Genomic DNA, 15,055 nt, shown 5'->3' with positions numbered 1-15,055 from the left:
ATTACTAATTTTGATGTATAAATAGAAATTAATTTAAAACCCATCACTAAAAAGTACTTATTACCACTTACTGTATTGACAAATACCTTATAATGTATTATAATAAGTTTAAATCCTATATATTAAAAGGGAGTAGTTATAAATATAACATCAACAATCGCGACTATATCGTTAGTCTGGTGTTATATACCCTAGCTGGTAACGAGACTTTTAATATGATTTCAATTTTTGAAGTTATATTAAAAGTCTTTTTGTTGTTTTTTATAGACTTTAACTACTTAATACTTACTAATTAAATTTTTTATTTGAAAGGAAGATGTCATGATGGAAAAATATTTTTCTAAAACTGTGGAAGAATCTCTAAAAACCTTTGATGTGACCTTAGAGGGACTGACGACTGAAAAAGCTAGTGAAATACTAAACACTATAGGAGAAAACATTTTAAATGAAAAAAAGAAAAAAAGTATTTTATCTGTATTTCTAGAACAATTTAAGGACTTATTGGTAATTATATTAATTGCTGCCGCTATTATTTCAGCTATGACCGGAAATATGGAAAGTACTTTTGTAATCCTAGCTGTTATAATCATGAATTCTATTTTAGGTACTGTTCAATATGTTAAAGCTGAACAATCCCTAGATAGTTTAAAGGCACTATCTGCACCTAGTGCTAAAGTCATTAGAAATGGAGTTAAAGTCGAGATTCCATCTAAAGATGTTGTTCCAGGAGATATTATAATATTGGAGGCTGGAGATTTAGTTGTTGCTGATGGTAGAATTTTAGAGAACTTCTCTCTTAAGGTTAATGAAAGTTCATTAACTGGTGAATCAGAAAGTGTGGACAAGTTTTCTGAAGTTATTAATAAAGAAGAAGTTGCTCTAGGTGATCAAAAAAATATGGTTTTCTCTAGTTCACTAGTTACTTATGGAAGAGCTACCGTTCTTGTAACTAATACTGGGATGAACTCTGAGCTTGGTAAGATAGCTACTCTAATGGAAGAAACCCAGGAAAAAAGCACCCCTCTTCAAGTTTCCCTAGATGAATTTTCTAAGAAGTTAGCCTTTGGAATAATTGGGATTTGCGTTATTGTATTTGGATTAAGTATGTATAGAGGTATTGATCTATTGGATTCATTAATGTTTGCAGTTGCTCTTGCTGTTGCCGCTATTCCTGAAGCTCTTAGTTCTATAGTTACGATTGTTCTTGCTATAGGTACACAATCAATGGCTAAAGAAAATGCTATTATTAAAAAGCTAAAAGCTGTTGAGGGTCTTGGCTGCGTATCAGTTATTTGTTCAGATAAAACTGGTACATTAACACAAAATAAGATGACTGTAAAAAAGATTTTTGTAGACAATAAGTTAATTGATAGTAATAAAATAAATCTTAAAGATTTTGATTCAAATTTCCTTTTAACTAGCTCTATACTATGTAATGATTCTACTTCTATAGATGGTGCTGAGATAGGTGATCCAACAGAAGTTGCCTTAGTAAACTTAGGACATAAATACTCTTTAAATGAAATTGAATGTAGAGGCATTTACCCAAGGCTTAAAGAAATTCCTTTCGATTCTGATAGAAAACTTATGAGTACGCTCCATGAGATTGATGGAAAAAATATAATGGTTACTAAAGGTGCTCTTGATGTATTACTTAATAGAGTGACTTCAATAAAAACTTCAAATGGAGTAATAAACTTCACCAACAATGATAAAATAAATATAAATAATGTTAATACAGAACTGTCATCTCAAGGATTAAGAGTTTTAGCTTTTGCTTATAGAGAACTTGACGAAAATAAAGACCTTAATTTAGATGACGAGTATAATTACACTTTCTTAGGCTTAATTTCAATGATTGATCCACCTAGAGAAGAATCTAAAGCAGCTGTTAGTGATTGTATTAAAGCTTCCATTAAACCAATTATGATCACTGGAGACCACAAGATTACGGCTTCTGCTATTGCTAAAGAAATTGGAATATTACAAGAAGGTGACTCAGCAGTAGAAGGATTAGAACTTGATAAAATGTCTGATGATGAACTTAATTCAAAATTAGAACACATTTCAGTTTATGCTAGAGTATCTCCTGAACATAAAATAAGAATAGTAAAAGCATGGCAAAATAAAGGTAAGATAGTTGCAATGACTGGAGATGGTGTTAATGATGCTCCTGCATTAAAACAAGCTGATATTGGTATTGCAATGGGTATAACAGGTACTGAAGTTTCAAAAGATGCTGCTTCTATGATTTTAACAGACGATAACTTTGCTACTATTGTTAAATCAGTTACTAACGGAAGAAATATTTATGCTAATATAAAGAATTCAATTAAATTCCTACTTTCAGGTAATACTTCTGGAATTCTTGCAGTACTATATTCATCAATATTTGCGCTTCCTGTTCCATTTGCTGCTGTACACTTATTATTCATAAACTTATTAACAGATAGTTTACCTGCTATTGCAATTGGTATGGAAAAATCTAAAAAAGATGTTTTAAAAGATAAACCTAGAGATGCTAAAGAATCTATTTTAACTAAAGATTTTATCATAGATATCTTCAGTCAGGGCTTGCTTATTGGAATATTTACTATGATCTCTTATCACATTGGTTTAGCTACAGGAAATCATGGACTTGCTATGACAATGGCATTTAGTACTTTATGTTTAGCTAGATTATTCCACGGATTTAACTGCCGAGGTAAAAAATCAATTTTTGCTCTTGGAGTTTTCAATAATAAATTCAGTTGGATTGCCTTTATATCAGGTGTTGTACTTGTAAATGCGGTTTTACTTATACCATCACTTCAAGGATTATTTGAAATAACTCCACTTACTACTAATGAATTAATGTTAGTTCACTTATTTGCTTTCATTCCAACTTTAATAATACAGACTGTTAAGGTTATTAGAGATTTTATTGAAGGAAATAAGGAAAAAATCAAGAAAAAAGACACTAGCACCTCAAATATGAGAGCTGCATAAAATACTCTTAAATTTATATAATTAGATCAAGTAAAAGGGCTATATCAAAATTATTTAATTATTTTGATATAGCCCTTATTATTCTTATTTCTCGTTTTTATTTATTGCCACCGCTATATGATTTTATATACATTTCCCTGATTTCACTCAAATTAAAGGATACCTTGGATTTGCACCTGTGCATTGATCATCAAAAGCTTGCTCAACCATTTCATCCATTGATGCATAGAATTTCTCTTCGGAAACACCAAATTCTTTTATACTCTTAGGAATTCCAACTTTTGCTTTTAAGTTATCTATTGCTCTAATTAATAGTTCAACTTTTTCTTCTTCTGTATTCCCTCCTAGATTTAAATAATCAGCTATTCTAGCATATCTCCATCCTGCATTTGGATACTTATATTGTGGGAAAGCTGCTTGCTTTCTAGGTGCATCTGTTGCATTAAATCTAATTACCTCATCTATTAGTAATGCATTTGCAATTCCATGTGGAACATGGTGGAAAGCGCCTAACTTATGAGCCATTGAGTGGCATATTCCTAAGAATGCATTTGCAAAAGCCATACCCGCCACAGAAGACGCATGAGCCATCTTTTCTCTAGCCTTGACATTTGTAGTACCGCCGTTATATGCATCAGGTAAGTATTTAAAGGTTAACCTAATAGCCTCTAATGCTAATCCATTTGTGTATTCAGATGCTAGCACTGAAACGTACGCTTCAATTGCATGAACTAAAGCATCTATTCCTGATGCAGCAGTTAACCCTTTAGGCATGCTCATCATAAGTTCTGCATCTATTATAGCCATATTAGGAGTTAATGCATAATCTGCAAGTGGATACTTAACTCCTGTTTGCTCATCAGTTATAACTGCAAATGGAGTTACCTCTGAACCTGTTCCTGCTGAGGTTGGTATTGCAACTAAAATCGCCTTTTCTCCCATTGGTGGGAATTCATATACTCTCTTTCTAATATCCATAAATCTCATAGCCAAATCTTCGAATCTAACATCTGGGTGTTCATACATTACCCACATAATTTTTGCAGCATCCATAGATGATCCTCCACCTATGGCTATAATAACATCTGGATTAAATTCTCTCATAGCATCTGCTCCTAATTTAGCAGCTTTTAATGTTGGATCAGGCTCTACATCTGAAAATATTTTATATTCAATATGATTTTTACTTAGAATATCTGTAATTTTATGAGTATACCCTAGGTCAAATAATACTCTATCTGTTACTATAAATGCTCTTTTCTTCTTCATTGCATTCAATTCTTCTAAAGCGACCGGAAGACATCCAAATTTAAAGTAAATTTTATCCGGAACTCTAAACCAAAGCATATTTTCTCTCCTCTCGGCAATTCTCTTAACATTAATTAAGTGCTTAGGACCTACATTTTCTGATATTGAATTTCCTCCCCAAGATCCACAGCCAAGAGTTAATGATGGTGCTAATTTAAAGTTATATATATCCCCAATTGCACCTTGAGATGCAGGCATATTTATTAAAGTTCTAGCAGTCTTCATAGCTACTCCGAACTTCTCTATTCTCTCAACTGACTCTACTTGATTTGTATAAAGTATTGATGTATGCCCAAATCCACCTAATTCTATCATTCTTGAAGCTAATCTTAAGGCATCATCGAAAGTTTTAGCTTTGTACATTCCTAATATTGGCGATAATTTTTCATGTGAAAATGGTTCTTCTAATTCAGGTGATTCAACCTCTCCGATTAACACTTTAACAGCTTCGGATACCTCTACCCCAGCCATTTTTGCTATCTTGTAAGCTGATTGACCAACAATTTCTGAATTTAATGATCCCTTTGAATCTAATATTATGCTTCTAACCTTATCGATTTCTTCTCCCTCAAGGATATACGCACCTCTTTCATCTAATTCTTTTCTAACTTCACCATATACTGATTCCATTGCTATTATGCTCTGTTCTGATGCGCAAACTACTCCATTATCAAAAGTTTTAGAAAGCAAAATTGAGTTTACAGCCATTTTTATATGAGCTGTATCATCAATTATTGCTGGAGTATTTCCTGCACCAACTCCAATAGCCGGTTTTCCTGATGAATATGCTGCTCTAACCATTCCTGGGCCACCTGTAGCTAATATAATATCAGATTCTGCCATTACATTTCTGGATAATTCTATTGATGGCTCATCTATCCATCCAATTATTCCCTTTGGGGCCCCAGCTCTTTCTGCTGCTTCTAGAACTATTTTTGCTGATGCTATTGTTGAATTTTTTGCTCTTGGATGTGGACTTATAATTATTCCGTTTCGCGTCTTCAAAGCAATCAAAGTTTTAAATATGGCTGTTGATGTAGGATTTGTTGTTGGTACGATTGCAGCAATTACTCCTATAGGTTCAGCTATATGAGTTATTCCAAACATTTCGTCTCTCTCAATAACACCACAAGTTTTTGTATCTTTATATTGATTATATATGTACTCTGCTGCAAAGTGATTTTTTATTACCTTATCTTCTACTATACCCATGCCGCTTTCTTCTACTGCCATTTTAGCAAGAGTAATTCTTGCATCATTAGCCGCCATAGCTGCCTGTCTAAATATTTCATCTACATCTTCTTGAGAGAACTTTGCGAATTCTCTTTGAGCTTCTCTTATTTGCTCTATTCTTTTTGTTAGTTCTTCTGTATTTGTAACTCTCATTTCTTACCTCCAAATTTTTTTATTTTTATCGTAAATGTTGTTTATTACTATTAATCAGTTTTCTTTATTCCAAATAAACTTATGCATGGTTTGTGCTAAAATTAAAATTTAATCACTTGAGCATATGTAATATTTTACACAAACAACTGTATTGTTATGTTGTTAGATTCTATAGTATACTAATAGCAGTTATCTATTAATTTCTTTTAACTTAGGAGGAACTATGAACAAAATTATTGAAAAGGCTAAAATTACCCACGACTTGAATAAAGAAGAAATACTAGAATTATTACAAAATGATGATATAAATGAAGAACTTTTTAAGGCTGCCGATGAAGTCCGTCAAAAATATTTAGGTGATTATGTTCACTTAAGAGGATTGATCGAATTTACAAATATCTGCAAAAGAAATTGTCTTTATTGCGGATTAAGAAAAGATAATAAAAATCTTGAGAGATATAGATTGACTCAGGAAGAAATAATAGACTTCGCTAAAAAGGCTATCAGCTATGGTTATAAAACTCTTGTACTACAAGGTGGTGAAGATGATTATTTTACTAAAGAAAGAATGGTAAACATAGTAAAGGAAATAAAAAAACTAGGTGTCGCTTTAACCTTAAGTTTAGGTGAAAAAACCTATGATGAATATAAAGCATTTAAGGATGCTGGGGCTGATAGGTACTTAATACGTATTGAAACTACTGATAAAAAACTCTATGAAGATATGGATCCTAATATGAGCTTTGAAGAAAGATTAAATTGCTTAAACAACTTAAGAGAATTAGGATATGAAGTTGGAAGTGGTATACTTATCGGTTTGCCAAATCAAACTTTAGACTCCATTGCTAGTGATATTCTTTTCTTTAAAGAAATCAATGCAGATATGATAGGAATAGGTCCATTTATACCAAATGAAGATACTCCTTTAAAAGATGCTCAAGGCGGGACACTTACTTTAGCATTAAAGGTTATGGCTTTAACTAGATTAATGCTTCCTGATATAAATATTCCTGCAACAACTGCAATGGAATCCTTAGCTCCAAACGGAAGAATAGTTGCACTTCAAAGTGGCGCTAATGTTGTAATGCCTAATGTTACTGAAGGTGAATATAGAAAGCTTTATGCACTGTATCCTGGTAAAATATGTACAGGTGATACTCCTGCACACTGCAGAGGATGTATCACAGGTAAAGTAACTGGAATAGGTAGAATAATCTCAGATGGTTACGGCTTTAGAGGTAACCAAAATACCAACCCACACTAAAACTAGATTTACGGAATAATCAACCGAAAGGGAGAGGCATCTGTTGCTCGATTGCTAGAGAATATGTCTGTGGATTTCTATCAGTAAAAGTTGTGCCCATTCCTGCTTGCTCCTGAGCCAACGCTCAGGACAAGCAAAAATGGAACAACTTTTGCTGAAGAAATACCAACAGTCATATTCTCAATGCAACACTGCGCAAAAGATGCCTCTCCCTTTCTGGTAAGAACATATATCTTAATATTCTACTATAGCCTCTATAAAAGTTTTATGCATTGGCCGTGACCTGTAGCTATGAATTTAGGATTTAGCTTTAAAAGGTTTTGTTGTAATTCAGCTCTTTTATTTGAATCAGGCACTTGTTCATGGCTAATGTTATTCACTTCGTCATCCCAATTGGATTCTACAACTGTGCCTGATGCTTCACCTAAATTAAACATTAAATCACTGCTGAAAAATATATTACGTTTGTTTTCTAGGATTAATAATCCTCCCCATAAGTGCATTTCGGAAGGATAATTAATAAACTCTAATTCATATTCATTAGTCGTCAATCTTTCTCCATCTCTTTTGATAACAAACTCATCTGTTATCCCAAAACCGCTTAGCTGACGTGCTGTTACTTCTGAACAAATTGGTTTTGCCTGTGGAAAATTTTCCAGAATTATCTCTAAACCACCGCATTCGTCTCCTTCAAAGTGTGAAATGAAGATATATTTTAGTTCCTTTCCATTAAGCGCTTCTTTTAATTGTGGTATCAAAGCTTCTGCTTGATGTATATTCCCTGTGTGTACTAGCAAAGGATCATCAGCTGATAAAAGATATTGATGAAATGTTAAGTTAATTGGTTGAACATAATTACTAAATTGATGTAAATCATTATAAATAACTGTCATATCTTATCTCCTGTAAATCTAATATTTATTAAGTTTTTTAATGTTGATACTGATTATATGACTTAGATAGTTTAACGTCAAGCATGTAATCTATGCAATTCTTACTTAATAATCCTTCTTAAAAGGTTAATCTTATTCTTAAATGGAGCAAATCTAAACGGAAACTCCATATATGTTCCTCTCCTCACTATGCTTTTCTCATGAGTAAATGAATCAAAACTATGTTTTCCATGGTACGCTCCCATGCCGCTAGTACCTACTCCCCCAAAAGGAAGATTAGGTGTTCCTACATGCAAAATAGTATCATTTATTGTAACGCCTCCTGATGAAGTCTCTTTTATAATCCGTTTTATGTTATTTTCATCTTCCGAAAAATAATATAAAGCTAGAGGCTTGCTTTTATTATTTACATACTGTATTACTTCCTTTAAATTATCAAAAGTCATAACAGGTAGAATTGGTCCAAATATTTCTTCTTCCAATACTTTTGCCTTTTCATCTAAATCAGTTAAAATAGTTGGCTCAAAAAATAGTGACTTTTCATCATAATTTCCACCATAATATATATTTCCTTCATTCAAGTATTGGGATAATCTCTCTAATTCTCGTTTATTTATTATTCTAGGAAAATCATCGCACTCTCTAATATTGTGGCCATATTGAAATTTAATTTCTTCCACTATTAGATCCAATAACTTTTCCTTAACTTCGTTGTGAACAAATAAGTAATCTGGAGCAACACAGGTTTGACCTGCATTTAATAATTTTCCCCAAACAATCCTTTTTGCTGCCATCTTTAAATTAGCCCCTTTATCAATTATACAAGGACTCTTTCCTCCAAGTTCCAGCGTTACTGGAATTAATCGTTTCGCTGCCTTTTCCATTATTATTTTCCCAACTCTTATACTTCCAGTAAAAAAAATATAGTCAAATTCTTGTTCCAATAACTCTTCAACGCACTCTTTTCCTTTATCTGCCCCTACTACTTTGATATATTCTTCATTAAAATTATCATTAATAATTCTTTCTATTAAATGCGATGTATTAACAGCGCTCTCAGAAGGTTTAATAATTACAGTATTTCCTGCTGAAATAGCCCCAACAAGTGGCAGTATAACTAATTGAAAAGGATAGTTAAATGGACCTATAATTAAAACTGTACCATAAGGCTGTTTTTCAATATAAGTTTTACTTGGAAAAAACATTATAGAACTTTTAATGCTTCTTCTCTTACTCCACTTTCTTATACTTTTTAAATGCGTGTTTATCTCTTCATATACCATAGAAATTTCGGTAAGGTAACTTTCAAAATCTGATTTATGCAAATCTTTTTTTAATGCATCTATTATATACTGTTCATTATCTTTAATTATCTTCTTAAGCTTTATTAAAATATCTCTTCTAAAATTTATATCTAATTGTTCCCCTCTTTGAAAAAACTCTATTTGTTTATTTATTAATTCCTTAACTCCCATAATTACTCCCTTGAAAATTCGGCTATTTATAAACCTAGCCCTTATAATAAACAAAATCCTTACCAAATAAGTTTAATGGAATTTTGAATTCAGGGAATCCAAATACATATGGTGCCAACTCATATAGTTGATAATAAATTACAAGATTATCATCCTCTATATAGAAATTCTGATTTTCGCTAATACCTTTAAATTCAGCCCCTGAATCAAAATAGTTTTCAGGATTCTTGTTTATCTGTTCTTTTATTTCTTTATTAATTATACCAGTATAATTATACCCTTTACTAAATAATTCTTTTAATGTTACTAAACCTTCTTTTTCTTTATCAACTGTATATGATGTCTTGGTCGTCATTCCATGAGCCCCACCTAAGAACTCATAATAATCATTATATAAACTAACAAATAACTTATTATCTTCAACTACTTTATACCTTGAATAAATTTCATAAGGAAATCTCGGCCTTTCTTTCTTTATATCATCAAAATATTCTTTTGATGTCTTTTCAGCTTCCTCTACTTTAGGCAGAATATCACTATTTATTTTATCATTTATCGTCTCTACCTTTTTTTCATCATATCCATCAGAAAACTGCGGTATCTTTAAATCTTCTTTTAAGTAATCTAGATTCTTATTTACAGACTTTTCCCCAAGTTTAATTTGTCTTTGAATTTGTATTTTATTACTTATACACATTTGCTGTGGATAAGTTGTAAATAACATTGAGCCTATCATTATTATTCCTAATATATTAGCTATAGTGCCCATATCAGCACCTCCTTTATTTATACCATTTGCGACTTTATTCGTTATATATCCACAAAACAAACATGTCAAATTATGTATATTAACATTTTTATAACATGTTATCCACAACCGATTGTGGATAATGTTAATAAGTTGTACTATTTTTATATTATGCTACTCTTTTAATAATCTTATTCTAACTACATACTCTAAGATACATATAAAATATCTATAAATAGAATACTAATTATTATATTAAAGGACATAATTATAAGAGATAATGTTAAACATTTAATTTGGAGGTGATTAATAAACTTATGTATGAAAAAAATACCTTAAGAAAAATTTTCAACTCTAATAAATTATTGATTGTTATAATCGCTTTTTTTATATTATGTGGATATTTAATATATGAAAACTTTTTATCTAAAAAATTTATAAACGACAACTTTTCTTCAATAAATTATTCAGATTTTAATACTAAAGAACTGCCAAACCAAAAATCTGATATTGATAGTAAAAATACCGCCTTACAATCTAGATCATTTAATACAAGTGAATTAGTTAATGATAATAGAGGTGTTCCTGTCTTATATTATCATTCTGTTAAAGAATCAGCTGATAATGAAGTTACTATAACTCCTAAAATGCTAAAACAGCAGCTTGAATACATAAAAGATCAAGGTTATACCACAATAACTATGAATGAATTAAAAGATTATTTATTAAATAATTCTCCAATCCCTAAAAAAAGTATGATTATTACTTTTGATGATGGTTATATGGATAATTATAATTATGCTTTTCCAATACTAAAAGATTTAAATATGGTGGCTACTATATTTTGTATTACATCTAATTTAGATGGTTCCTACTATTTATCAAAAGATGCTATAAAGGAAATGTCTGATTACGGAATAGATATCGAAAGTCATACTGTCACTCATCCAAAATTAGATGCTCTTTCCTACGAAAATCAATTGACTGAATTAAAAAACTCAAAGAAATCATTAGAGGAAATAACAGGTAAGGAGGTTAATTCTATAGCTTATCCTTTTGGTAATTTTAATGATGATACTATAAAAGCTTCAAAGAATGCTGGCTATATATTAGGATTTACTACTAAAAGAGGCTTTTCAGATAGGAATGATAATACACTTAGACTTGACAGAATTTATATAAGCTCCAAATATAATATGGATACTTTCAAAGAAATTATAAATAAAACAGAAAAATAACTCCTGCGCAAGAGTTATTTTTCTGTTTTATTTTCATCTTCCGATAAATATTTAGGTAACTTCTGCTGATTACCTGCATTATTTATTACTATAGGAATTTTATTTTCAGTTATAATTTTATTTGTCTTATCAAATAATCCGTACTTTATCGCTTGTCCATTTATTGTAATTAAAGTTTTCTTACTTAAATCTAACATATTATTATTAATAGCATATTCGAAGGTATCAGCAATAGCCTCATCAACATCTTTATTTAACATATTAACATCATTAATAAGTTCTTTCCCCTTCTCCGTAGGTGAATATGCATATATAACTTTATTATATTTATTGATATGTATCTTAATGACTGATGTAGTTTCTATCACGACTATACTTTGAGCTCTTCTATATTCAATAATAATACCACTTACAATCACTATTAGGATTAATAAAAGGATAGAAATATGTATTCTATAATTTTTTAAAGTTTTTTTCAAACTCCCCTCACATACATCTCCTGGATTTATTTTATCATTAGTTTTTATTCTTAAAAATTCACCTTTTGACGTTACTATGTATGCAGATTTTTTTGATGACTTTATTACTAATCCTTTATATATCTGTTGTTTGTTATTTTTAACATATCCTCCATTGTTATCTTCTCTTAATACTATTCTCAGATAATCCTGTATTCCCCTATAGTTTGGATTAGATAATATCAAATAATAAGCTAGGATATAATCCCTCCACTTTTCTATGTACTCTGATTTAATTTTAGTTAATTTACTCAATCTCGATATAGGCAAATCTAATTTATTGACTATTATGTTAAGTAATTCATCATTTTCAATTATGTAATGTGCAACATTTAAAGCTATATTCCTATCAACTTCCTTTAAATTATAGTTTACTAAATCTTTAATCAAAACATTGTATTTAGTTAATTCTTTTAGAAATAAGGCTATCTGCCTATTTCTAGTATCTTCTGCCGAATCTCCTACTAATAACATTGATGGGATGGAAGCAAATATATATTTATCTTTAATAAAGTTTATATTTTCCATGAAATTAACACCCCTTTAAAATATTAACCCTTTATATAACTTCTTCATACTATGTTATTATAGCATAGAAAAATGCTTATCCATAAAGTTTTATCTACCTAGCTTCTAATTTTAAAACAATATTTGGGAGATATTTTATGAAAGGAAAAGTAATATATGTAGATTTTATAAAAAAACATCGAATAACATTAGTGCGGTTTATTCTAAATAAAATTGTTAATTTATTATTCAAAAAATTAAATACGTCTAGAACTAAATATAAGAAAGATATCTATATGACTAAAAAGAAAAGCATTTCTAATTAATACATCAGCCAACGCTATATTATATTTAATTTATATAAACCTTATATTATGTTAGAATGTATATACATTACTAAAAACATTAAATGAGGTGAATATATGAGAGTAGGATTAGGATACGATGTGCATAAGTTGGTTGAGAATAGAAAGTTAATACTAGGTGGAGTTGAAATCCCGTATGAGAAAGGTTTATTGGGTCATTCAGATGCGGATGTTCTTCTTCATGCGATAATGGATTCTTTGTTAGGAGCATGTGCACTTGGAGACATTGGCAGACACTTCCCTGATACGGATAATAGCTTCAAAGGTATTTCTAGCATTAAATTACTTAAAGAAACCGGAATACTTATTCTCAAAGCCGGATATAAGGTAAATAATATAGATGCCACAATAATAGCTCAGAAACCCAAAATGCTTCCTTACATTGAAAATATGAGAGAAAATATATCAAAGGCTCTTAATATAGATATTGATTGTATAAATATTAAAGCTACAACTGAAGAAGGCCTCGGATTTACTGGTGAGCTGCTAGGAATTTCTGCTCAAAGCATAGCTTCTGTTGAAAATCACGAAAATTCTAAGATCTTGAAATAAAAATCAACTAAATATTTTCAATAAAAATAGAAGAAAAATTAGCTATAATTTCTCTTCTATTTTCTTATTATTAATTATAAATGATTATACGATACTCATTTGGTGCCTAATAACACCTTAAAATACTTCAGTTAAGTCTTTACACAAGACCTTTCTAAACTTCTCTCCTTTAACAGGATCGGTTGATGCACACTTGCAGATATCTTTCCATTCATCTATTTTCATATTTATCTTAGCTTCTAATTCTTCTTCTGTACCTGTTAATAGAGTAGATGAAATTACAAATTCGCCCAATTCCTCAGCGGTCCAAAAAATTTTAAAATATATAAATTCTCTGTTATCTCCCATCCATTTCTTGTTAAAGTCTATAACAAACTTTTTTAACTCTTCCTCTGCTCTATTAGATGGCAAATTCCATAAACTCCGCACAAATTCATAATCTCTTCTCATATTAAAAGCTGTATCCTTATTTATTTTCTTTTCTTTTTCTCCTTCACGTATAATCTTATCAACAGTTAAGCTTGGTATTTTAGTTACTAGTCTCTCTTTCCCATATATCCATCTATAAAAAGATTCCTGTAAAAATGAATATTGGATATATCCAATTATACTTTGAAAATTAGGGAAGTATCCCCATATATTATTTATCCCATTTCTATCTCCAAACATAAGACTATGAAAATAAATGCTTCTTTCAGTAGGAGGTTTCTGCATAAACATATGTCCCCTTATTGTCTTATTCTTGCTGATAACGTTTTCCCAAAAAGTTAATGAATTATAATTTTCCCTCACTTCTACTCACCTTCCCAATAAAAAATCTATAAGATATAATATATTATTAACTATCATTATATTATATGGTATGTAATACTCTATATTCCAAATTAATGTACTGTTTTAAAGAGACAATATCTCTTATTACTATACTATCCCTTAATTTCATTTTTATTCCTATAGTTCAATTATTTAATATATATATATTAAATTTGATATTTTCAATTGATTACTTTATAATAATACATGTTAAATACTTTGATGTAAGATACGAGTTATTTTCATTTCTGTCAATAGTTGAGAACTAATAATTCTAATTTAATATAATATAAATAAATTTTTAAATACTCTATATATCTAGGTATATGAGTTAAATTCTAAGGAGGATTTAAACATTGTGTTTATGTGAAATATGTAATGCTGAAGCTGATATACATCATATTGTTCACAGAAGTGAAGGCGGCTTTGATATAGAATTAAATTATAAATATTTATGTCCATCTCATCATAGAGGAAAATATGGGCCCCATCAATCAAAGGAAGTTGATCTTAGATACAAACTAGATCTTCAAGTTAAGTTATATGAAATGTTAAAAAAAGACTATTACTCTTTTAAGGAATTAGCTCTAGAATTAAATATACCTAAAAACACTCTTAAACGAATAACAAAAAATTTAAAACTATATAAAGAAGGCTATAAAAAATCAGAAGTAATCTTCAAAATAATGGGAGAAAAAACTTATTCTGAGGAAATGATTGTTAACCTAACTTTAGATAAATTGATTGAAGATAATTATTAAATTTTTCAATTCTATTATATAGGTTATCTATATAATTATGATTTTTTAACACTAAGGCCACTAGCTTAATTAATAAGCTAGTGGCTTCACTTTATATATTTACTATTAATAAATTATGTTATCTGTGTGTATTGGTGCAGATGAAGGGAGTCGAACCCTTACACCCTAAGGCGCTAGATCCTAAGTCTAGTGCGTCTGCCAATTCCGCCACATCTGCATACCAATATTATACATCTTTT

10 protein-coding genes, 1 tRNA gene and 1 pseudogene are annotated in these 15,055 nt (G+C 30.1%); 5 read left to right on the top strand and 7 right to left on the bottom strand.

All coding sequences use genetic code 11. The features are described from left to right. Window positions 1–324 precede the first annotated feature (324 nt). Window positions 325–2,988, top strand: a complete 2,664-nt coding sequence (locus D2A34_RS21365; protein ID WP_079439191.1) for a cation-translocating P-type ATPase — start codon at window positions 325–327, stop codon at window positions 2,986–2,988. A 97-nt stretch (window positions 2,989–3,085) separates the two neighbouring features. On the opposite strand, the pseudogene adhE reads toward D2A34_RS21365, so the two are convergent. After that, a pseudogene (gene adhE / locus D2A34_RS21360) lies at window positions 3,086–5,682 on the bottom strand (bifunctional acetaldehyde-CoA/alcohol dehydrogenase). 223 nt (window positions 5,683–5,905) lie between these two features. Here adhE and hydE point away from each other — a divergent pair. Then, on the top strand, window positions 5,906–6,946 hold the full coding sequence (gene hydE, locus D2A34_RS21355; protein WP_119367873.1) for a [FeFe] hydrogenase H-cluster radical SAM maturase HydE: 1,041 nt from the start codon (window positions 5,906–5,908) through the stop codon (window positions 6,944–6,946). 254 nt (window positions 6,947–7,200) lie between these two features. Here hydE and D2A34_RS21350 read toward each other — a convergent pair whose 3' ends face one another. The 3 genes from D2A34_RS21350 to D2A34_RS21340 form a co-directional block, all read right to left on the bottom strand. After that, window positions 7,201–7,839, bottom strand: a complete 639-nt coding sequence (locus D2A34_RS21350; RefSeq protein ID WP_119367872.1) for an oxygen-binding di-iron domain-containing protein — start codon at window positions 7,837–7,839, stop codon at window positions 7,201–7,203. A gap of 101 nt (window positions 7,840–7,940) precedes the next feature. Further along, the gene (locus D2A34_RS21345; protein ID WP_182629441.1) at window positions 7,941–9,317 is read right to left on the bottom strand and encodes an aldehyde dehydrogenase; all 1,377 of its coding nucleotides are present in this window, start codon (window positions 9,315–9,317) and stop codon (window positions 7,941–7,943) included. A gap of 31 nt (window positions 9,318–9,348) precedes the next feature. Continuing rightward, window positions 9,349–10,083: a DUF3298 and DUF4163 domain-containing protein gene (locus D2A34_RS21340; RefSeq protein WP_119367870.1), complete on the bottom strand. Its 735-nt coding sequence runs from the start codon at window positions 10,081–10,083 to the stop codon at window positions 9,349–9,351. A 296-nt stretch (window positions 10,084–10,379) separates the two neighbouring features. Here D2A34_RS21340 and D2A34_RS21335 point away from each other — a divergent pair, with 296 nt between their 5' ends. Next, window positions 10,380–11,300 carry a polysaccharide deacetylase family protein gene (locus D2A34_RS21335; RefSeq protein WP_119367869.1) on the top strand — a complete coding sequence of 307 codons (921 nt, stop codon included), beginning with the start codon at window positions 10,380–10,382 and terminating at the stop codon, window positions 11,298–11,300. Between the two features lie 14 nt (window positions 11,301–11,314). Here D2A34_RS21335 and D2A34_RS21330 read toward each other — a convergent pair whose 3' ends face one another. Then, window positions 11,315–12,346 carry an anti-sigma factor domain-containing protein gene (locus tag D2A34_RS21330; protein WP_079442438.1) on the bottom strand — a complete coding sequence of 344 codons (1,032 nt, stop codon included), beginning with the start codon at window positions 12,344–12,346 and terminating at the stop codon, window positions 11,315–11,317. A gap of 401 nt (window positions 12,347–12,747) precedes the next feature. Here D2A34_RS21330 and ispF point away from each other — a divergent pair, with 401 nt between their 5' ends. Continuing rightward, window positions 12,748–13,242 carry a 2-C-methyl-D-erythritol 2,4-cyclodiphosphate synthase gene (gene ispF / locus D2A34_RS21325; protein ID WP_079442439.1) on the top strand — a complete coding sequence of 165 codons (495 nt, stop codon included), beginning with the start codon at window positions 12,748–12,750 and terminating at the stop codon, window positions 13,240–13,242. Window positions 13,243–13,359: 117 nt separating this feature from the next. Here ispF and D2A34_RS21320 read toward each other — a convergent pair whose 3' ends face one another. Further along, the gene (locus D2A34_RS21320; protein WP_182629436.1) at window positions 13,360–13,956 is read right to left on the bottom strand and encodes a hypothetical protein; all 597 of its coding nucleotides are present in this window, start codon (window positions 13,954–13,956) and stop codon (window positions 13,360–13,362) included. Window positions 13,957–14,411: 455 nt separating this feature from the next. Here D2A34_RS21320 and D2A34_RS21315 point away from each other — a divergent pair, with 455 nt between their 5' ends. Then, window positions 14,412–14,816 (top strand): HNH endonuclease signature motif containing protein, encoded by a 405-nt coding sequence (locus D2A34_RS21315; protein WP_079437732.1) that lies wholly within the window; start codon window positions 14,412–14,414, stop codon window positions 14,814–14,816. Between the two features lie 132 nt (window positions 14,817–14,948). Here the strand turns inward: D2A34_RS21315 and D2A34_RS21310 are convergent. Next, a tRNA-Leu gene (locus D2A34_RS21310) sits at window positions 14,949–15,033 on the bottom strand. Window positions 15,034–15,055: the final 22 nt, after the last annotated feature.

It is taken from the genome of Clostridium chromiireducens, from assembly GCF_003575225.1.
GTDB lineage: Bacteria > Bacillota > Clostridia > Clostridiales > Clostridiaceae > Clostridium > Clostridium chromiireducens.
The sequence above is the reverse complement of the archived record's forward strand: the minus strand, read 5'-3'. Positions and strand labels throughout refer to the sequence as shown.